Raw genomic sequence first — 20,565 nt, 5'->3', positions numbered from 1 at the left:
ATCGCAGGGGCGCGACCGACGAGAACCCACCGCCAGGGCGAGGCAAGATTCACGCTTCTTCTCGCCCGCGCATCGGCCTCTCGTCATCTTGTGGACACACACGGCGACTAGGCTGAGCGAACCGAACCACAAGGGCGCGCTGACCCGGCGCGCCCACGCGACAGCAAGGACGCACATGGACCTGTACGAGTACCAGGCGCGCGACATGTTCGAGAAGCACGGAGTGCCCGTGCTGCCCGGCATCGTGGCCGAGACCCCCGCGGAGGCCAAGGCCGCCGCCGAGAAGCTGGGAGGCGGCACCGTCGTCGTCAAGGCCCAGGTGAAGACCGGGGGACGCGGCAAGGCCGGCGGCGTGAAGCTCGCCCACTCGCCCGAGGAGGCTGAGGCTGCCGCCGAGGCGATCCTCGGCATGGACATCAAGGGCCACACCGTGCACCGCGTGATGATCGCCGCGGGTGCCAAGATCGCCGAGGAGTTCTACTTCTCCGTGCTCCTGGACCGCGCCGAGCGCCGCTACCTGGCCATGTGCTCGGTCGAGGGCGGCATGGAGATCGAGCAGCTCGCCGTCGAGCGCCCCGAGGCCCTCGCCCGCGTCGCGGTCGACCCGCTCACCGGCATCGACGCCGCCAAGGCCGAGGAGATCGTCGACGAGGCGAACTTCCCCGAGGAGCTCAAGGCGCCGGTCGCGGAGACCATCGAGAAGCTCTGGACCGTCTACGCGAACGAGGACGCGACCCTCGTCGAGGTGAACCCCCTCGTCCGCACCGAGGACGGCCAGATCATCGCCCTCGACGGCAAGGTCACGCTCGACGAGAACGCCGGCTTCCGGCACGAGGACCACGAGGCCCTCGAGGACAAGGCTGCTGCCGACCCGCTCGAGGCGAAGGCGAAGGCGTTGGACCTCAACTACGTGAAGCTCGACGGTTCCGTCGGCATCATCGGCAACGGCGCGGGCCTGGTGATGTCGACCCTCGACGTCGTCGCCTACGCGGGCGAGGCCCACGGCGGCGTGAAGCCCGCCAACTTCCTCGACATCGGTGGCGGCGCGTCCGCCGCCGTGATGGCCAACGGCCTCGACGTGATCCTCAACGACCCGCAGGTCAAGAGCGTGTTCGTCAACGTGTTCGGCGGCATCACGAGCTGCATCGAGGTCGCCAACGGCATCGTCGGCGCGCTCGAGACGCTCGGCGACGCGGCGACCAAGCCGCTCGTCGTGCGCCTGGACGGCAACTCGGTGGACGAGGGCCGCGAGATCCTCGCCGCCGCGAACCACCCGCTCGTGACCATCGTCGAGACCATGGACGGCGCCGCGGCCAAGGCCGCCGAGCTGGCCAACTCCTAAGGAGCCTGCACATGTCGATCTTCATCAACAAGGACTCCAAGGTCATCGTCCAGGGCATGACCGGCTCGGAGGGCATGAAGCACACCACGCGCATGCTCGCCTCGGGCACGCAGATCGTGGGCGGCGTGAACCCTCGCAAGGCGGGCACCTCCGTCGAGATCGAGGGCGCCACCATCCCCGTGTACGGCTCGGTCGCCGATGCGATGGCTGAGACCGGCGCCGACGTCACCGTGCTGTTCGTTCCCCCGGCCTTCACGAAGGCGGCGGTCATCGAGGCCGTGGACGCCGGGATCCCGCTCGCGGTGATCATCACCGAGGGCGTTCCCGTCGCGGACACCGCGGAGTTCTTCGCGTACGCGCAGTCGAAGGGCACCCGGCTCATCGGCCCCAACTGCCCCGGGCTCATCACGCCCGGCCAGTCGAACGTGGGCATCACGCCGGCGAACATTACCGGCCCCGGCAAGATCGGCCTGGTGTCGAAGTCGGGCACGCTGACCTACCAGATGATGTTCGAGCTGCGCGACATCGGCTTCTCGACCGCGGTGGGCATCGGCGGCGACCCCGTCATCGGCACCACGCACATCGACTGCCTCGAGGCGTTCGAGAACGACCCCGAGACCGCCGCGATCGTCATGATCGGCGAGATCGGCGGCGACGCCGAGGAGCGTGCGGCCGCCTACATCAAGGAGCACGTCACCAAGCCGGTCGTGGGCTACGTGGCGGGGTTCGAGGCGCCCGAGGGCAAGACGATGGGCCACGCCGGCGCCATCGTCTCCGGCTCGGCCGGCACCGCGCAGGCGAAGAAGGAGGCCCTCGAGGCCGCCGGCGTCAAGGTGGGCAAGACGCCCACGGAGACCGCCGAGCTCATGCGCGAGATCCTCAGCTAGCTCAGTCTCACCGGCGAAGGCCCGGCACCGGAAGTCTCCGGCGCCGGGCCTTCGCGCGTTCGCCCGCTGACAGTGCGAACCACTCGTCAGCGCGACACCCCGCTGCAGGAGGGGCACGAGGGCACATCGCCGGGGTGTCGCGCGGAAAAGTGGTGCGTAGTGTCGCCGGTGGGCGAGGCGATCCGCCGATAACGTCCGCCGGCGAGCGACCATGGACCCATGTCCACCCGCTCCCTTGCCTCCGACCTGCGCGCGCTCGGTCGCCGCGGGATCGCCGCGGTGATGGCTGCGCCCGCGTGGCTCGGAGGAATCCTCACGGGGCTCCAGGGCGCGGTGCTGTCGTACCTGCTGGTCCTGGCGCCGACGATGGCCGTGGTCGCGGCCTCCCCGGAGGCGAGCACGACCACCGGTGTCGACTGGGGTGTCCCTGCCGTCGCCGCCGCGCGGGTGTGGCTGCTGGGCCACGGATTGCCCGTCGAGATCGGCGGCGCCACCGTGTCGCTGGTGCCCCTCGGGCTCACGCTCGTGTGCGGCGCGATCATCGCGGCGATCGCCCGACGCTTCGCCGCGCGCACGTGGGGCAGCTGGGGGCTCGCGGTCGCGACCTATGCGGCCCTCGTGACGGTCGCCACGAGCGCCGTCCTGCTGCCCGAGGAGCGTGACGCGGCGCCTGTCGTCACCGTGGTCGCGGTCGCGCTCGCGGGCGTCGCCACCGCGATCGGCGTGTGGCGCGCCCACGGAGTCGAGCTGGGCTGGCTCGCGCGCGTGCCCGAGGTCGTGCGCGCGGGGCTCCGTCGTGGCGCCGGGGTGTCGGCCCTTGCCCTGTGCGTCGCCGCCGCCGTCCAGACGGTGTGGGCGGTGCAGGGGCGCCTCGAGATCGGTGCGGCCGCCACGGCGCTCGACACCGACGTCGTCGGCGCCGCCGTCCTCGCGGCGGGGGAGACCGTCTACGCGCCGACGATGGTCGTCTGGGCGCTCGCGTGGCTCACCGGACAGGGATTCTCCGTCGGCACGGGCACCGCCTACGCACCGGACGCTCTCACGGTCGACGCGCTGCCGAGCGTCCCGATCCTCGGCGCCCTCCCCTCGGCCTCGGGAGGTCTGCTCGTCTGGGCGCCGGTGCTGCTGGTCGTCACGGCGGCCGCGGTGCGGGTCGTGCTCGCGCGCCGGTCGCTCGGCTGGCGCGACGAGGCGCTCGCGGACCTCGTCGCGCTCGGCACGGTCGCGGCGATCGGCGCGGGCATGGCTGTCGCCGCGACCGGCTCGGCGGGGCCCGGGCGGTTCGCCGAGGTCGGGCCCGATCCCCTCCCGGTGGCCGCCGCGCTCGTCGGACTGACCGCCGCTGGACTTGTCGTGGGCACCTTCGTCGCACTGGCCATGCGATTCGTCCGCGGACTCGTGGCGCCATCGCGGCCCGCTGCGCCCGTCAGCGCCACGGTGCGCACGCCGGCTCGAGACGGCGCGAAGGTGAGCGCTGGCGCGGCCGGGACGCGCGCATCGGCGCCGATGGCGGACGGCGACGACGCGAGCGACACGGGCGACGCCACGAGCGCTCAGGCAGGCGAGCGCCGCTCAGCCACCATCAGGTGACGCGCGAGCCGCAGAACCGACGCCGAGGCACCACCACCGCGCTCAGGAAGCGAACGGAGCTCGACGGCGCCCCCGCGCGGCAGGCTACGACGTGCCGCCGACGGCCAGGCGGTCGAGGATGTCCTGCACGCGGTCGTTGAGGCCCTGCTCGTAGTCCGACTGGCAGGTCGCCTGGGCCTGCTGGCTGACCGCACGCTCCATGCACGAGCCGTAGTCGCTGAGGACCCCAGCGAAGATCATGAACGACATCGCGATCAGCACGGAGAACAGCGACATCACCACGCCGATCGACACCGACAGGCGATAGCCGAACAGCCCCGGCAGGCGCCGCGAGCGCCACAGCGCCAGCGCTCCGAACGCGGCGCCGACGGGACCCGTGACGATCATCGCGTAGGCCCAGGGTGCGGCCAGCGCGTAGAGGAGCACGGTGACGCCCAGCATCGCGAGGAAGATCGCCGTCGCGCGCCGCGCCTCCGCGGGGATCGGCCCGGACCGCTGAGGCTCGTCGCCATCTGCGCCGGAGCCCGCGCCGGAGTCGCGCGCACCACCGTGCTTGAGCGTGTCCGCCGGCCGTGTCGAGGGCTCCGTCGCCTCCGAGTCAGGGGACGTCTGATCGTCGTGCGTGGACGGCTCACGCGTCGAGTCGGGCACGGCTCTCCTCACGTAGGTACGGGGTCCAGCATGCCTATAGGCTCGGGGCCGTGACAAACCCGCCCCCCGAGAGCCGGCTCGTCGTGCTCATCTCCGGCGCTGGCTCGACCATGCGTGCGCTGCTCGAGGCCACCGCGGAGGAGGGCTACGGTGCGCGCATCGTCGCCGTGATCTCGGACAAGGCAGACGCGCCGGGACTCGCCATCGCCGAGGCTGCGGGCATCGCGACGGACGTGGTGGACCTCGCGGACTTCGACGACCGCGCGGCGTGGGACCTCGCGCTCGCGGCCGTCATCGCGCGTCACGAGCCGGACATGGTGATCTGCGCCGGGTTCATGCGGCTGATCGGCGCCCCGACGCTGGCGACGTTCGGCGGCCGCATCGTCAACACGCACCCGGCGCTGTTGCCCTCGTACCCGGGCGCTCACGGCGTGCGGGACGCGCTCGCGGGCGGCGCGAAGGTCACCGGCTGCACAGTGATGCTGGTCGACGAGGGCGTCGATACGGGGCCGATCATCGCTCAGGCGGCCGTCGAGGTCTGGGACACTGATGACGAGGCCACGCTCCACGAGCGGATCAAGCAGGTCGAGCGCGCGCTCGTCGCCACGACGGTGGGACGCATGGCGCGCGACGGATGGGCCGTCGACGGACGGCGAGTGACGATAGGCAAGCAGGAGGAGCGCGCGTGAGCGAGCGACAGGCGGTGCGACGGGCACTGATCTCGGTGTACGACAAGACGGGGATCGAGGACTTCGCCCGGGGCCTGGCCGATGCGGGGGTCGAGATCGTCTCGACAGGCTCGACGGCCGCTCGGATCGCCGATGCCGGGGTCGCGGTCACGCCCGTCGAGGAGGTCACGGGTTTCCCCGAGTGCCTCGACGGCCGCGTCAAGACCCTCCACCCGCGCGTGCACGCCGGGATCCTCGCCGACCGCCGCCTCGAGTCCCACCGCGCGCAGCTCGACGAGCTGGACATCGCGCCGTTCGACCTCGTCGCCGTGAACCTCTACCCGTTCGCGGCGACCGTCGCCTCGGGTGCGTCCCAGGACGAGGTGATTGAGCAGATCGACATCGGCGGTCCGTCGATGGTCCGTGCCGCGGCCAAGAACCACCCGTCCGTCGCGGTGCTCGTGGACCCGGCCGGCTACGCCGATGCGCTCGAGGCCGTGCGCGGCGGGGGCTTCACCCTCGGTCAGCGCCAGGCGCTCGCGGCGGCGGCGTTCCGCCACACCGCCGACTACGACATCGCCGTCGCCTCGTGGATGACCACCGAGGTCGTGGAGGACGAGGTCTCCGACCTGCCGCTGTGGGCCGCGGAGTCCTTCGACCGGCTCGCGACGCTGCGCTACGGCGAGAATCCGCACCAGGCCGCCGCGGTCTACGCCGACCGGACCTCGGGCGGCTCAGGCCTGGCCAACGCGCGCCAGCTGCACGGCAAGGAGATGTCGTACAACAACTACGTCGACACCGACGCGGCGCTGCGCGCGGCGTGGGACCAGGACCGACCTGCCGTCGCCGTCATCAAGCACGCCAACCCGTGCGGCATCGCCGTGGGCGAGGACATCGCCGAGGCGCATGCACGCGCCCACGCCACGGACCCGGTGTCGGCCTTCGGAGGCGTGATCGCCGCCAACCGCCCGCTGTCCGTCGCCGCCGCCGAGCAGATCTCGCAGATCTTCACCGAGGTCGTCGCCGCCCCGGCCTTCGAGGACGGCGCGCTCGAGGTGCTGCAGTCCAAGAAGAACGTGCGCGTGCTTGAGGTCGACCACAGCGGCTTCGACCAGGAGTGGCGCCGCATCAGCGGCGGCCTGCTGATCCAGTCAGCCGATCACTTCCAGGCGCCCGGCGACCCGGCCGACTCGTGGCAGCTGGTCGCGGGTGAGGCCGCCGACGCGGCGACCCTCGCCGACCTGCAGTTCGCCTGGATCGCGTGCCGCGCCGTGAAGTCCAACGCGATCCTGCTCGCCAAGGACGGCGCCGCGGTCGGCATCGGCATGGGCCAGGTCAACCGCGTCGACTCGTGCCGCCTCGCGGTCGAGCGCGCTGGCGCCGAGCGTGCGACCGGTTCCGTCGCCGCATCGGACGCCTTCTTCCCGTTCGCCGACGGCCTCCAGGTCCTGGCCGACGCCGGCGTCAAGGCGATCGCCTCGCCGGGCGGCTCGGTCCGGGACGGCGAGGTCATCGAGGCCGCGAACGCCGCCGGGATCACGCTCTATCACACGGGCACGCGCCACTTCTTCCACTAGGGAGACCACCGATGCGTGCCGAGACTCCGCAGACGACGCTGGTCGTCGCCGCGATCGCGCTGTCCGTGGTGGGCGCCACCGTTGCGTTCGGCGCGATGGTGAGCGTGCAGGCGGCGGTTTTGCTGCTCGCCGGCATCGCCTTCCTGGGCGCCGCGGCGCGCCTCGCGCTGCCCGCCACACGCGTGTTCGCTGTGCGCCGCCGGGCGGTCGACGTCGGCATCCTGCTGAGCTTCGCCGTCGCGCTGGCGTACCTCGGGCTCACCACCCCCCTCGGCTGAGCGCGCGGCGAGCCCTCGGCGCGACCAGGTGACACGGTCGCGGAGGAGCCAGCCAGCGCATCGGCCCTCCGCGGGCGACACAGCGAACGGCCCGGCCCCGCGGCGTCGATGACGCCGCGCGACCGGGCCGCGCGCCCGTGAGCGAGCGTCAGTCCTGGATGACCTCGACGGTCTCGACGCGCTCGATGATGATGAGGTCCTCCTCGGGCCCGAAGGCGCGGTACAGCAGGCCGCTGATCGCCGCGCCGATGATCGGGGCGACCCAGAACAGCCACAGCTGCTGCAGCGCCCACGGGTCGGACCAGATCGCGGTGCCGGTCGCGCGAGCGGGGTTGAGCGCTCCGTTGGTGAACGGGATCGCGACGAGGACGAGGAAGCCGACGGTGAGGCCGATCGCGAACGGCGCCGCGGCGGCGCCCGCCTTGTTGGTGACGGACGTGGCCGCCAGCACGACGCCCACGAGCAGCGCGGCGATGATGATCTCGATGATGCCCGCGGGCAGCCAGTCGAACTGCGTGGGGGAGTGCTCGCCGTAGCCGTTCGACGCGGTGCCGATGAACTCGCGCGTGGTGCCGAGCTGGTCGTAGAGCTCGTTGGTCGACACGAGCAGCGAGAACAGGCCCGCGGCGGCGGCCGCTCCCACGACCTGGCCGATGATGTACGGCGCGACGTCGCGGCCGGAGAAGCGACCGGCGAGCCAGACGCCCACCGTGACGGCCGGGTTCAGGTGCGCGCCGGAGATGCCGCCGAAGATGACCGCGGCGATCATGACGCCCAGCGCGAAGCCGAAGGCGACGCCCAGGGTTCCCCAGCCGATCACCGACGAGAACAGCGCCGCGCCCACACCCATGAAGACGAGGATGAAGGTGCCGCCGGCCTCGGCGATCATGCGGGCGACGACGGAGGGTCCAGACGCCTCCTCGACCCAGACGTCCTCCTCCAGCTCCTCCTCGAAGGCGACGTCGTCGGCGGTGGTGAGCTCCTCATCCACCGGGTTCTTGTCGGGCTCGCTCATCGCGGTTCTCCTTACGTTCCGGGGTCGCGCGTGCGCGCGTCCGGTTCGATCTTGGCAGGGACGGGCGGCCGATGCGCGGTGGCGCGACGAGGCGATGCGCTTTGCGGCGAGTCCGGTCGTGCTGTCATGTGAGCCCGGCAGCAGGCGGATGCTCGTCGTGTGGAGACCGGAGGCGCCGCTCAACCCTGAGACGCAGCGCCTCTGTTGCGCGATGACTCCAACGAAACACCGTGCGCTGAAGCACGAACACCACCAAGGTGCACCCGACGTACACGGCGAGGGTGCCCGCGACGAAGTGCAGGGGAAGCCACCACTGCCCGGCTGCGCTGGCGGCGTCGACGACGTCGGGCCAGAGCCACCGCCGGAGCATGCGGTTGTCGTGGATGAGGTAGACGGCGAACGTCGCTCCGGCCCAGGTGTTGATGACGCGTGACGACCATGGTCGCCCCTTGACTGCCCACACGAACGTGCAGGCCGCGGCGACGAGTGTCGGCAGGGATTGCTTCGATGCGAACTCATCGCGTGGCCATGTCATGGCGGTGGAGACATCGAGGATGGCGTATCTGACCGAGCCCACCGCGAGCAGAAGCACGAAGAGCGCCGCGATCGATGACAGCGCAGCCGCGAGCCACGCGCGAGCCGAGCCTGGTACTCCGTGAAGCCGGACGTACGCGGCGGCGAAGAAGAGGAGCACGAACCACGCGAGATCGCTGAGGACGAGCGTCACCCCGTCGATCATGGTGAGCACGCTCCACATGACGACTCCGCCCAGGACGAGACGGCGCAGTTGGACGGCCGTGAGAGACCTCGCGACGATCGCCAGGTAGGGAGCGATGAGGATGAGCAGGACGTACGTCGTGACGAACCACCACTGTCCGAAGATCACGGGAGCGAGGCCGTCGCGGATCTCCGTGGGCGTGGGAACGACGAAGCCAGTGGTCAGCGCGAGTGCGAGGATGATCCAGGACACCGGGAGAGCCTGGGAGTAGATCGAGGACAGTGCCTTGCCGCGCCGGGGACGGTCGACCATGAAGTAGGCGCCGACCAGGACGAAGAGGTCGACGCCGAAGTTGCCGAAGCCGCCCGCGCTGAGCAGGAACAGGTCCGTGTTTCGGGATTCGGTGTGGTACATCACGCCGCTGTGGATCGCGTAGTGGTGGCCCACTATCGCGAGCATCGCGACGACGCGCAGGAGCTCGAAACGAGAGTTCCGCGCCGTGGACATGTCACGAGACACTAGCCGCCACCCGTCCTGCACTCGCCCTCGCGTGCACGGCCGCAGGGCCCGCGTCAGACCCGGGAATCGTGCTCGGCGAGCGCACGCTCCACACGGGTGCGGATCGCGGTCGTCGCCTTCAACGCCGGGTTCAGGACGATCGGCTGCAGGATGAAGATGATGACGGAGCACGCGACGTAGACCGCGATGGAGGCCCCGATCGCGTGGAGCGCGAGCCAGTCCTGCGCGGCCGCTCGCGGCGTGTCGACCAGGTCGCTCCAGATCCAGCCACGCACGAGCGGGTTGTCGTGGATGAGGTAGACGCCGAACGCGGCGGCGGCCCAGTAGTTCACGACGCGAGAGTGGCGTTCGCGGCTCTTGAGGACGGCACCGAAGAGCGCGACGGCGAAGGCGAGCGCCACGGGCGAGTACTGGCCCGAGATGAGCCAGCGGGGCCATCCGAGATCCTCGGGAAGTCCCGTGGCGTTCCACCGCAGCGTCGTCGCAGCAGCCATGCCCGCGGTGAGCAGCATGCCGGTAACGAGCGTTGCCCCGATCCACGCTCGTCGAGTGCCGGGAAGCGGGTGGAGCCGCATGTAGGCCGCGATGAAGAACAACAGCACGAACCAGCCGAGATCCGAGACGTTGAGCCACACGCCGTCGATCATCGTCAGGAGGCTCCAGAGCACGACGCCCACCGCGATGAGCCGGCCGAGCTGCACCCTCGTGATGGCTGTGGCAACGATCGCGAGGTAGGGCGCGATGAGGACGAGGATGACGTACGCCGTCACGAACCAGTACTGCCCGAAGATCACCGGGAGCACGGATCGCTTGATGTCGTGCAGCCCGACGGTCTCGGGCGCAGCGACGAGGAATGCGGCGAGGATGAGCAGCGAGATCGGCAGCACCTGCGCATAGATGCTTGCGAGGGCCTTCCCCCGCGAGGGGCTGCGCACCATGAAGTACGCGCCGACGAGGACGAAGAGGTCGACGCCCCACTTGCCGAAGGCGCTCACGACGCTGAGCGTCACCGCCGCATCCTTGTCGAAGGTGACGCTCATGACACCGCCGTGCACCGCGTAATGGTGGGCGACGATCCCGAGCATCGCCACGATGCGCAGCGCTTCGATGGAGCTGTTTCGGCGAGCGGCCATGTGCGCCAGCGTAGCCGTCACAACATTGGCGATTCTTAAGGGTGGCGGGGACCGGTGCCCGCGACCTGCCCGTGTGGCGAGTGGACTAGGCTCGACCCCGAACCCGGACCCCTAGACGGACGTGAGGCACCCCATGGCGAAGATCAAGGTCGAAGGCAAGGTCGTCGAGCTCGACGGCGACGAGATGACGCGGATCATCTGGCAGTTCATCAAGGACCGCCTGATCCACCCCTACCTCGACGTGGACCTCGAGTACTACGACCTCGGCATCGAGTCGCGCGACGCGACGGACGACCAGATCACCATCGACGCCGCGAACGCCATCAAGCAGCACGGTGTCGGCGTCAAGTGCGCGACGATCACGCCGGACGAGGCGCGCGTCGAGGAGTTCGGGCTCAAGAAGATGTGGGTGAGCCCCAACGGCACGATCCGCAACATCCTTGGCGGCGTCGTGTTCCGTGAGCCGATCATCATCTCGAACATCCCGCGCCTGGTGCCCGGATGGACCAAGCCGATCATCATCGGACGCCACGCCCACGGCGACCAGTACAAGGCCACCAACTTCAAGGTGCCCGGCGCCGGTCAGCTCACCGTCACCTTCACTCCCGAGGACGGCTCCGAGCCCATCGAGCATGTGGTCGCGAACTACGGTCCCGACGGCGGCGTCGCGATGGGCATGTACAACTACAACAAGTCCATCGAGGACTTCGCGCGCGCGTCCTTCTCGTACGGCCTGCAGCGCGGCTACCCCGTGTACATGTCGACCAAGAACACCATCCTCAAGGCCTACGACGGCGCCTTCAAGGACATCTTCGCCGACGTCTTCGAGCGCGAGTTCAAGGCCGAGTTCGAGGCCGCGGGGCTCACCTACGAGCACCGCCTCATCGACGACATGGTCGCCGCGGCCATGAAGTGGGAGGGCGGCTACGTCTGGGCGTGCAAGAACTACGACGGCGATGTCCAGTCCGACACCGTCGCGCAGGGCTTCGGCTCGCTCGGCCTCATGACCTCGGTGCTCATGACCCCGGACGGCAAGACCGTCGAGGCCGAGGCTGCGCACGGCACCGTGACCCGTCACTTCCGCCAGCACCAGGCGGGCAAGCCCACCTCGACCAACCCGATCGCGTCGATCTTCGCCTGGACCGGTGGCCTCAAGCACCGCGGCAAGCTCGACGGCACCCCCGAGGTCACCGGCTTCGCCGAGACCCTCGAGGACGTCATCGTGAAGTCCGTCGAGTCGGGCGCGATGACCAAGGACCTCGCCCTGCTCGTCGGCCCCGACCAGGAGTGGCAGACCACCGAGGAGTTCCTCGCGACCCTCGACCAGAACCTGGCCGCGCGCCTGGCCTGAGCCAGCGCATCGGCCATGTTCGACACCGCAACCGCAGATCCCACAAGGAGTCACACCGACGTGAGCACCACCCCTGTCACCGTCACCGTCACCGGCGCCGCGGGCCAGATCGGCTACGCCCTTCTGTTCCGGATCGCCTCGGGCCAGATGCTCGGGCCGGACACGCCCGTGAAGCTCAACCTGCTGGAGATCCCGCAGGGTGTGAAGGCCGCCGAGGGCACCGCCATGGAGCTCGACGACTGCGCGTTCCCGCTGCTGTCCGGCATCGACATCTACGACGACGCCAAGGCGGCCTTCGACGGCGTCAACGTCGGCCTGCTCGTAGGCGCTCGTCCCCGTGGACCGGGCATGGAGCGAGGCGACCTTCTCGCGGCGAACGGCGGCATCTTCGGGCCGCAGGGCGAGGCGATCAATGCCGGCGCGGCTGACGACGTGCGGATCCTCGTGGTCGGCAACCCCGCGAACACCAACGCGCTCATCGCCTCGGCCCACGCCCCCGACGTGCCCGCCGAGCGCTTCAACGCGATGATGCGCCTGGACCACAACCGCGCGCTCGCGCAGCTCGCGGCCAAGACCGGCACCACCGTGGCGGACGTCAAGAAGGTCGCGATCTGGGGCAACCACTCCGCGAAGCAGTACCCGGACATCGCCCACGCTGAGATCGGTGGGCGCCCGGCGAATGACGTGATCGGCGATGCCGCGTGGGTCACCGACACGTTCATCCCCACCGTCGCCAAGCGTGGCGCGGCGATCATCGACGCGCGCGGCGCATCCTCCGCAGCCTCGGCCGCGAACGCCGCGATCGACCACGTGCGTGACTGGGTCCACGGAACGCCTGAGGGCGACTGGACCTCTGTGGCGCTGCCGTCGGACGGCTCCTACGGCGTTCCTGAGGGGCTGCTGTCCTCGTTCCCCGCGGTGTCGCGCGGCGGTGCCTGGGAGATCGTGCAGGGGCTCGAGATCGCCGACGACGCGCGTGCCGGGATCGATGTCTCTGTGGCAGAGTTGGCTGAGGAGCGGGACGCCGTCCAGGGACTCGGCCTGCTGTAGGGCGACCGTCGGTCGTCACTGCGCCGCTCACTCGAGTCGAGAGGGACGTCCATGCGCGCGCTCATGAGGCGGGACACTGGTCCGCGCCGCCGCCCGAGCATCTCCGGCGGCAGGGCTCATCGTCCGTCGAGCGCGACGCGCCTGTCGATGGTCGCCGAAGGTCGCTACACCAAGGTCGAGGCCGCTGGCCGGCGCGACTGGACCTCCCTCACGTACTTTGACGGTGCCCCGATCCCGTTCAAGCGTGGGCTGCGGTGGCAGTTCCCAGATCTCGGCTTCGCGGTGGTCAAGGGAGCACGTGTCTATGGGCGCCAGGGCTACGTCCAGACACGCGCTGGAGAGTTCATCGTGGATGCGCAGCTGCTGCATCTGGAGCCTCGGTTCAAGTACTACGCCGAGACTATGGCCGTGCGTCCCGTCGAACGAGTCGACGGTCGTGTCCTCAACCTTGCGACGACCTTCGCGTGGAAGGGCAACTACGGCCACGGTCTCCTCGATGGGCTCGGCCGGATCGGGCTTCTGATCGAGGCGGGTTTCCCGCTCGACACGATCGACCGGGTGCTCGCGCCCCAGTTCTACCCGAAGTCCTTCGGCCGCCTCCTCTCAGGCCTGGGCATCGACCCTCGCATCGTCACGCCGGTCGATGAACGAACGAACGTGGAGTGCGCGGAGCTGGTGCAGACGACCCTTCCTGGAGTGTTCCGCCACTACTCCCGTCACCCAGCGGTCATGATGCGGGCGGCTGGCATCGAACCTCGCGGGTCGGGTCGTCGTCTGCTGATGCTGCGCACTGGCGAAGAGAGGGCGGTCGACAACCTCGAGGAGTTGCAGCCGGTCGTCGACGAGTATGGACTCGAGGTGTACGAGCCGCGCTCTTCGGACTTCCCTCCGGCGGACTTCGCTGGCGCCGACGTGGTGATCGGCGCTCACGGGTCGAACCTCGCCGATCTCGGGGTCTGCGCTCCTGGTGCGGCGCTGATCGAGCTGATGCCCACGGGCCAGACCATGCCGTACTTCGCGACGTTGGCCGTGTCGAGCGGAATGTCGTTCACCGGGGTGCGCGGTCAGTCCGTCACGAACGACTGGCGAGCAAACTTCACCATCGACCCGGCGCACCTACGAGGTGCGCTCCAGGTCAGCGGGGTCGAACCTGCACGGTGACCTGGAGGACGACGTCAGCTGCGGTAGTTGTCCTGGTGGTCGAGGAACCACTGGTAGGTCTGCTGGAGTCCGTCTTCGAGGGTGATGTTGGCGGTCCAGCTGGCGTTGGCGAGTTTGGACACGTCGAGGAGCTTTTGGGGTGTGCCGTCGGGCTTTGACGTGTCCCACGAGGTGGTGCCGGTGTAGCCGGTGACGTTTGCGATGGTGGCGGCGATGTCGTGGATGGTGACGTCGGTGCCGGTGCCGACGTTGACTTGTTGGGGTCCGTCGTAGTGTTCGAGCAGGTGCAGGCAGGCGTCGGCCATGTCGTCGACGTGGAGGAATTCACGGCGGGGGGTGCCGGTGCCCCAGTTGGTGACCTCGCTCGCGCCGGTCTGGACCGCTTCGTGGTAGCGGCGGATCAGTGCGGGTAGGACGTGGGAGCCGGTGGGGGAGAAGTTGTCGTTGGGGCCATACAGGTTGGTGGGCATGGCGGAGATCCATGCTTTGCCGTACTGGCGTCTGGCGGCTTGGATGTGCATGATGCCGGCGATCTTCGCGATCGCGTAGGCGTCGTTGGTGTGCTCCAGATACCCGGTGTGGAGGGCGTCTTCGGTGATGGGCTGGGTCGCCATCTTGGGGTAGATGCACGAGGAGCCCAGGAACAGCAGCCGCTCCACGTCGGTGTCCAGCGCGGCGTCGATGACGTTGGTTTGGATGCGGATGTTGTCCGAGAGGAACTCGACGGGGTAGGTGTTGTTCGCGAGGATCCCGCCGACCTTCGCTGCGGCCAGGACCACGTAGCGGGGCTGGATGTCGCGCATGAAGGCGAACACCTGCTCGCGGTCTTTGAGGTCGAGCTCTGTGGAGGTGCGGCCGATGATGGTGGTGAACCCGGCTGCCTCGAGGCGGCGCACGATCGCCGAGCCGACGAGGCCGCGGTGGCCGGCGACATAGACGGCCGCAGAGCGGTCCAGGGGGCCGGGGGTGAAGGTCACGTCGTCGCTGAGGCGCGGCCCATCATCGATGCGGTCAGCCATGGATGCCTACTTGTAGGTGTCGAGCTGCACGGTGTCGATCCAGGGCTTGCCTTCATGGGCTAGGGCCTGGATGTCAGCGTCGACCATGAGGCGGGCCAAGTCTGCCGAGTGGACGGTGGCCTTCCAACCCAGGTTCTTCTCCGCCTTGGTCGGGTCACCGATGAGAGCGTCGACCTCGGTGGGGCGTAGGTAGCGCTCGTCGAACTTGACGTGGTCCTGCCAGTTCAGCCCCACGTGCTCGAACGAGGCATCCAAGAAGTCGCGCACCGTGATGCCGACGCCGGTGGCCAGCACGTAGTCCTCGGGCTCGTCGACCTGCAGCATGCGCCACATGCCCTCGGCATATTCGGCGGCGTAGCCCCAGTCACGGATCGCATCGAGGTTGCCCAGCCACAGCTCGTTCTGGACGCCGGCCTTGATGCGTGCCACCGCGCGAGTGATCTTGCGGGTCACGAACGTCTCACCACGACGGGGAGACTCGTGGTTGAACAAGATGCCGTTGACGGCGAACATCCCGTAACCCTCACGGTAGTTCTTGGTGACCCAGTACGAGTACACCTTCGCGGCACCATAAGGACTGCGGGGGTAGAACGGGGTGTCCTCACCTTGCGGCGGCGGCGTCGCACCAAACATCTCCGAGGTCGACGCCTGATAGAACCGGCAGTGAATACCCGCCTTACGCACCGCCTCCAGCATCCGCATCGAACCGATACCGGTCACATCACCGGTGTGCTCAGGCTCATCAAAGCTCACCCGCACATGCGACTGCGCGGCAAGGTTGTACACCTCGTCAGGGTTGATGTCATGCAGCAGAGACACCAGACGCGAACCATCAGACAGGTCGCCGTAGTGGAGGAAGAACTTCGCATCCGGATTGTGCGGATCGGTATACAGGTGATCGATCCGCGACGTGTTGAACGTCGACGCACGACGAATCAGACCATGAACCTCATAGCCCTTCGCGAGCAGCAACTCCGCCAGATACGAACCATCCTGACCCGTCACACCAGTGATGAACGCCTTCTTTGTCACAACAGCTCCTTGCACGTACGCGATCGATTCGTCGGTCAACTTCTGCCAAGCAAGCATAGGCGTCACGGGGGCGAGCGGCGTGCTCGCATCGGGCTGGCGAGGGTTTCTCGACTACTGTGAACGCCATGCCTAACCTGTCCATCGTCGTCCCTGCCTACAATGTCGAGCCCTATCTGCGGGAGTGCCTGCAGTCGCTCGTCGACATCGAGGGCGACGACATCGACGTGATCGTCGTCGATGACTGCTCCACCGATCACACCGGTGCGATCGCCGAGGAGCTGGCTCAGACTCTGGGGGGCATCCGGGTCGTTCGTCCGGAGAAGAACGGCGGGCTTGGCGCGGCGCGGAACTTCGGGCTCGCGCAGGTCGAGACCGACTACGTGATGTTCGTCGACTCGGACGACTACCTGAACCGCGGAGCCCTCGCGCGCATCGAGGCGGAGCTCGATGAGGGAGACGTCGACCTCATCGTCTTCAACCATGAGCTCCTCTATCCGCACCGCACCCGAACGGCCTCCAACAAGCTCGATGGGCTGGCCGCGCGCGGCAACACCACGCTCGAGGCGTCACCAGAGCTCCTTGAAGTTCTCAACGTCGCGTGGAACAAGGTGTATCGAACGGCGTTCCTGCGCGAGAACCAGCTCAGCTTTCCGGTCGGCTACTACGAAGATGTTCCCGTCACGTATCCGGCCCTCGCCCTCGCCGAGCGCATCCGGGTGATCGAGGAGCCCCTCTACGCCTACCGTCAGCGGCTTTCTGGGTCGATCCTCCGCTCGACCGATGCGCGCCACCTTCAGCTCATCGATCAGGTCGAGCTGCTCATGGAGCGGCTTGAGGCCCGCGACGAGATCAGCTCGGACATGCGTGATGCGATCCTGCGGCGGGCGCTGCAGAATGTCGTGTTCCTCCTTGAGGAGGGCTCGTACCGCCTGCCCAAGGGGTCGCACCGCGCGTACTACGAGAGCGCTCGACAGTGGTTGCGCAAGCACGCGGGTCCGGCGTTCATCTCGGCTCTCCCAGAAGAACCGCAGATCGTGCGAGACCTGTGGGACCGGTCCTATGCGGGCACGCGCCGCGCGGAGCGGTTGCGTGGCCTGCGACCCGACACGCCGAACCTCAAGAAGTGGTTGCTGGAGGTGCCGCGCGACAAGGCCCGCGAGTTCTACCACCATCAGCGCTTCTACAACTACTACCGACGGTGGACTCGCGTCGATCCCAAGCTCGTCGTGTTCTCCTCCATGTGGGGGCTCGCACCCCAGCTCAACCCGCTCGCGGTGGCGCGCGCTCTCGAGCGGATCGATCCGTCGTACCGGCAGGTATGGATCGTCAAGGCGGACCAGGCCGGGCGCGTTCCGAAGGGCGTCGAGTATGCGGTCATCGGTTCGAACAAGTACTACGAGATGCTCGCCCGCGGAGCCTTCTTCTTCGACGACGTCAACTTCCCCGGCTGGTTCACCAAGCGGCCAGGGCAGAAGGTCATCCAGATGCAGCACGGCACTCCGCTCAAGCACATGGGCGTGGACACACCCGGCAAGTCAAACGAGCGGTGGTGGCTGCTGGGTCGTTGCGCGAAGTGGGACTACGAGCTCGTGTCCAACACGTACTCGCGCGAGATCTGGGGGCACGCGTTCCCATCGGCGGTGACCATCCTCGACTCCGGATACCCGCGCAATGACGTGTTGGTGAACCCGGCGCCCGCCTCGGTCGCCGCCGCACGCCGCGCACTCGGGATCGATGAGGACAAGCGGGTCGTCCTCTACATGCCGACTCACCGCGACAACCAGAAGACGATGTCGTGGTCGATCGACCTCGCCGCTCTCGAGGCGGCCACGGACGAGAACACCGTGATCCTCACCCGCGGACATCACTTCTATGGGACGACGAGCCGCGCGCTGGGGCTCTCGCGAGTGAAGGACGTCTCGGGTGTGCGGGAGGTGGAGGAGCTCTACCTCGCGGCCGACGTCCTGATCACGGACTACTCGAGCGCGATGTTCGACTTCGCCAACTTGGGCCGCCCCATCATCATCTTCGCCGCCGACTGGGACACCTATCGCGCGATGCGCGGGACCTACTTCGACATCACCGTGGACGCCCCTGGTGTGGTGGTGCGTTCGCAGGATGAGCTGCACGCTTCGCTCGCTGGCCGGAGCTACGAGTCGCCTTCGGCGGCAGAGGCGCTCCAGGCGTTCCAGTCGATCTTCTGCGAGTACGATGATGGTCGCGCTTCCGAGCGCATCGTGCGCACGATCATCCTCGGCGAGGACTTCGAGCCGGCGCAGCGGCTGCATGGACCGCGCGGTGCCCTCGCCTCGTTCGAGATGCCCGTGAGCTAGTTCCCCCCTCTCGCGAGCAAGGAGTCGTCAAGGCCGCCATGGTCAAGTTCTCAGTGGTCGTCCCGGCCTACAACGTGCAGGGCTACCTGCGCCAGGCAGTGAGCTCGGTCGCGCACGAGGACGACACCGAGGTGATCGTCGTGGACGATCGCTCGACCGATGGAACGGCCGAGCTGGCCGACGCTCTCGCGGACACCCACCCCACCGTGCGAGTGGTGCGACCGGACGTCAACTCTGGACTCGGCGAGGCGCGCAACCTGGGCCTCAAGCATGCTGTCGGCGACTACGTGCTCTTCCTCGATGGCGACGACTACTTCGCTCCAGGAGCGTTCGCGCAGATTCGCGCAAGCGTCGACGCGCATCACCCTGACATCGTGATGTTCGGGTACGCGCGCCTGTATCCGAATGGCAAGCGCGAAGAGGGGATCATCCGCGGCCCGCTCGCAGGATTCGAGCCTTTCCGCGCCAGCGAGCGGCTGGACATCTACACGGTCCTGAACGTCGCGTGGAACAAGGCGTACCGGCGCGACTTCCTCGCCGAGGTGGGGCTCACGTTCCCCCGCGGCTACTACGAGGACATCCCGTGGACGTACCCGCTGCTGTCCCAGGCTCGCTCCATCGCGCCCGTCGATGCGCCGCTGTACATGTATCGCCAGCGGGGTTCGGGCTCGATCCTGCGCAGCACGGACGCGCGCCATATCGAGATCGTCGACCAGTTCGACCGCTTGATGTCGATTCTCGCCGAGTACGACCTCGATCCTGTCGAGAGGCGCATGATCTTCGACTGCGCGTTCCGCAACCTCTCGACGCTCGCCTCGCACCAGCGCGCGCGCATCCCGGCAGCGCGTCGACGCGAGTTCTTCGAACGCGTGCAGCAATCCGTCCGCGCGCACGCTCCCGCCGGCTACGAGCCGCCCGCGGAGGGGCACCAGGCGCGCGAGATGCGATGGATCTGGGAAGGGACGTTCGCGACCTTCGAGCGCCAGGTGCGCTCTCGCAGCGCCGCGCGCGCTGCGCGAGAGCGATCGCGCACGCTGGCAAGGAGCGTGGCTCGCTCGCTCAAGCGGTCGCAGCAGCGCCGGATCGCCTACCGAGCCACGGTCGCCGCGACACGCGTCGACGAGAACCTGGTCGTCATGGAGAACCTCTGGGGGCGCGCTCCCAGCCTGAACTGCCTTGCGGTCGACCGTGAGCTTCGTCGCACCCACCCTGATCTCTCGATCGTCTGGCTCGTGACCCCTGCCGAGACGGGCAAGGTGCCGGCCGACATCGACTATGTCGCCCACGGGTCTCGGGAGCACTTCCTCGCGCTCGCTCGCGCGAAGTATCTGTTCGTCGACGCGAACCTGCCCGGCTGGTGGCGCAAGCGCGGCGGCCAGGTGCTGACTCAGCTTCACCACGGCACACCGCTCAAGCTCATGGGGGTCGAGGAGCGTGGAAAGACTCCGGAGTGGCGTGACGGCCTTCTGCGGCGCTGCTCGAACTGGGACTTCTCCGTCGTGTCGAACTCGTACTCGACGGAGGTCTGGCAGCACAGCTACCCCGTCCGGTGCACCACCCTCGAGTACGGATATCCCCGCAACGATGCCTTGGTGAACGCGTCGGAAGCAGACGTCGCCGCTGCCCGCGAGCGCGTGGGTGTCGCGCCGGGTCAGCGCGTCATCCTCTACATGCCCACGTTCCGGCCTGAAGACCAGATGGATGCCGACGAGCCCGATCTCGACGCCGTGACCGCGTCGCTCGGCGAGACCGATGTGCTCCTCGTGCGCTCGCACTACTTCGCGAGCGCCGGCGAGGGCTCGCGCTTGGGTGCGTCTGTGCGGGACGTCTCGGACTATGCGAAGGTCGATGATCTGTACCTCGCGGCAGACGTCATGGTCACCGACTACTCCAGCGCGATGTTCGACTTCTCCAACCTCCGCCGTCCCATCGTGGTCTTCGCCTACGACTGGGAACGCTACTCCGAGCACCGTGGAACGTACTTCGACATCACGGTCGACGCACCTGGCGCCGTCGCGCGGTCCAGCGAAGAGCTCGCGCGCATCCTCGAGGCGCGCGAGTACGACGACCCGAAGAATCGCGGCCGCCTTGAGCGGTTCGCCGCGATCTTCGGCGAGTTCGACCAGGGCACGGCCGCGCAGGACATCGTGACCCGTGTCGTGGACGGCGTCACACCTCCGTCGCGCCGGCGCGAGCCAGTGCCGCATCTCACGTCGTGGATGCTCGACCGCCAGAGTTGAG

The 20,565-nt window shown here is 68.5% G+C and carries 17 protein-coding genes; 11 read left to right on the top strand and 6 right to left on the bottom strand.

All coding sequences use genetic code 11. From position 1 onward, the window contains the following. Positions 1 to 139: 139 nt before the first annotated feature. The 3 genes from sucC to B7K25_RS06920 all read left to right on the top strand — a co-directional run bounded on the left by sucC (position 140) and on the right by B7K25_RS06920 (position 3,819). A complete protein-coding gene (sucC, locus tag B7K25_RS06930) occupies positions 140 to 1,342 on the top strand; it encodes an ADP-forming succinate--CoA ligase subunit beta (protein ID WP_255376132.1) in 1,203 nt (400 codons plus the stop codon). A gap of 11 nt (positions 1,343 to 1,353) precedes the next feature. Beyond that, entirely contained in the window at positions 1,354 to 2,229 is an 876-nt protein-coding gene (gene sucD, locus B7K25_RS06925; protein WP_084105009.1) for a succinate--CoA ligase subunit alpha, read from the top strand. A 219-nt stretch (positions 2,230 to 2,448) separates the two neighbouring features. Further along, on the top strand, positions 2,449 to 3,819 hold the full coding sequence (locus B7K25_RS06920; RefSeq protein WP_084105008.1) for a DUF6350 family protein: 1,371 nt from the start codon (positions 2,449 to 2,451) through the stop codon (positions 3,817 to 3,819). Between the two features lie 84 nt (positions 3,820 to 3,903). On the opposite strand, the gene B7K25_RS06915 is transcribed toward B7K25_RS06920, so the two are convergent. Next, positions 3,904 to 4,470, bottom strand: coding sequence for a hypothetical protein (locus B7K25_RS06915; protein ID WP_084105007.1), 567 nt, complete (start codon positions 4,468 to 4,470; stop codon positions 3,904 to 3,906). Between the two features lie 50 nt (positions 4,471 to 4,520). Here B7K25_RS06915 and purN point away from each other — a divergent pair, with 50 nt between their 5' ends. Genes purN through B7K25_RS06900 form a run of 3 tightly spaced genes read left to right on the top strand, consistent with a single transcriptional unit; the run spans position 4,521 to position 6,993 of the window. Next, entirely contained in the window at positions 4,521 to 5,159 is a 639-nt protein-coding gene (purN, locus tag B7K25_RS06910) for a phosphoribosylglycinamide formyltransferase (protein ID WP_084105006.1), read from the top strand. Further along, complete coding sequence (gene purH, locus B7K25_RS06905) at positions 5,105 to 6,715, top strand: bifunctional phosphoribosylaminoimidazolecarboxamide formyltransferase/IMP cyclohydrolase (RefSeq protein ID WP_084105005.1); 1,611 nt, start codon at positions 5,105 to 5,107, stop codon at positions 6,713 to 6,715. Before purN ends, purH begins: the two co-directional genes overlap by 55 nt. 11 nt (positions 6,716 to 6,726) lie before the next feature. Continuing rightward, positions 6,727 to 6,993, top strand: coding sequence for a hypothetical protein (locus tag B7K25_RS06900; protein ID WP_084105004.1), 267 nt, complete (start codon positions 6,727 to 6,729; stop codon positions 6,991 to 6,993). A gap of 148 nt (positions 6,994 to 7,141) precedes the next feature. Here B7K25_RS06900 and B7K25_RS06895 read toward each other — a convergent pair whose 3' ends face one another. The 3 genes from B7K25_RS06895 to B7K25_RS06885 form a co-directional block, all read right to left on the bottom strand. Next, positions 7,142 to 8,008, bottom strand: coding sequence for an aquaporin (locus B7K25_RS06895; RefSeq protein ID WP_200807878.1), 867 nt, complete (start codon positions 8,006 to 8,008; stop codon positions 7,142 to 7,144). 124 nt (positions 8,009 to 8,132) lie between these two features. Next, positions 8,133 to 9,233 carry an acyltransferase gene (locus tag B7K25_RS06890; protein WP_084105003.1) on the bottom strand — a complete coding sequence of 367 codons (1,101 nt, stop codon included), beginning with the start codon at positions 9,231 to 9,233 and terminating at the stop codon, positions 8,133 to 8,135. A gap of 65 nt (positions 9,234 to 9,298) precedes the next feature. Next, positions 9,299 to 10,378 (bottom strand): acyltransferase, encoded by a 1,080-nt coding sequence (locus B7K25_RS06885; protein ID WP_084105002.1) that lies wholly within the window; start codon positions 10,376 to 10,378, stop codon positions 9,299 to 9,301. 133 nt (positions 10,379 to 10,511) lie between these two features. On the opposite strand from B7K25_RS06885, the gene B7K25_RS06880 reads away from it, so the two are divergent. The 3 genes from B7K25_RS06880 (at position 10,512) to B7K25_RS06870 (ending at position 13,940) form a co-directional block, all read left to right on the top strand. Further along, on the top strand, positions 10,512 to 11,729 hold the full coding sequence (locus B7K25_RS06880; RefSeq protein WP_084105001.1) for an NADP-dependent isocitrate dehydrogenase: 1,218 nt from the start codon (positions 10,512 to 10,514) through the stop codon (positions 11,727 to 11,729). A 15-nt stretch (positions 11,730 to 11,744) separates the two neighbouring features. Then, on the top strand, positions 11,745 to 12,779 hold the full coding sequence (locus B7K25_RS06875) for a malate dehydrogenase (RefSeq protein ID WP_371328290.1): 1,035 nt from the start codon (positions 11,745 to 11,747) through the stop codon (positions 12,777 to 12,779). A gap of 147 nt (positions 12,780 to 12,926) precedes the next feature. Then, on the top strand, positions 12,927 to 13,940 hold the full coding sequence (locus tag B7K25_RS06870) for a DUF563 domain-containing protein (protein ID WP_159450150.1): 1,014 nt from the start codon (positions 12,927 to 12,929) through the stop codon (positions 13,938 to 13,940). Between the two features lie 14 nt (positions 13,941 to 13,954). On the opposite strand, the gene B7K25_RS06865 is transcribed toward B7K25_RS06870, so the two are convergent. Further along, positions 13,955 to 14,959 (bottom strand): GDP-L-fucose synthase, encoded by a 1,005-nt coding sequence (locus tag B7K25_RS06865; RefSeq protein WP_084104998.1) that lies wholly within the window; start codon positions 14,957 to 14,959, stop codon positions 13,955 to 13,957. A gap of 6 nt (positions 14,960 to 14,965) precedes the next feature. Then, positions 14,966 to 15,991, bottom strand: a complete 1,026-nt coding sequence (gene gmd, locus B7K25_RS06860; RefSeq protein ID WP_200807876.1) for a GDP-mannose 4,6-dehydratase — start codon at positions 15,989 to 15,991, stop codon at positions 14,966 to 14,968. Between the two features lie 125 nt (positions 15,992 to 16,116). On the opposite strand from gmd, the gene B7K25_RS06855 reads away from it, so the two are divergent. After that, positions 16,117 to 18,324 (top strand): bifunctional glycosyltransferase family 2 protein/CDP-glycerol:glycerophosphate glycerophosphotransferase, encoded by a 2,208-nt coding sequence (locus B7K25_RS06855; RefSeq protein WP_144018910.1) that lies wholly within the window; start codon positions 16,117 to 16,119, stop codon positions 18,322 to 18,324. Between the two features lie 38 nt (positions 18,325 to 18,362). Further along, positions 18,363 to 20,564, top strand: a complete 2,202-nt coding sequence (locus B7K25_RS06850; protein WP_084104995.1) for a bifunctional glycosyltransferase family 2 protein/CDP-glycerol:glycerophosphate glycerophosphotransferase — start codon at positions 18,363 to 18,365, stop codon at positions 20,562 to 20,564. The last annotated feature ends 1 nt before the right edge of the window (position 20,565 follow it).

This window comes from Demequina sp. NBRC 110056, from assembly GCF_002090155.1.
Lineage (GTDB): Bacteria > Actinomycetota > Actinomycetes > Actinomycetales > Demequinaceae > Demequina.
The sequence above is the reverse complement of the archived record's forward strand: the minus strand, read 5'-3'. Positions and strand labels throughout refer to the sequence as shown.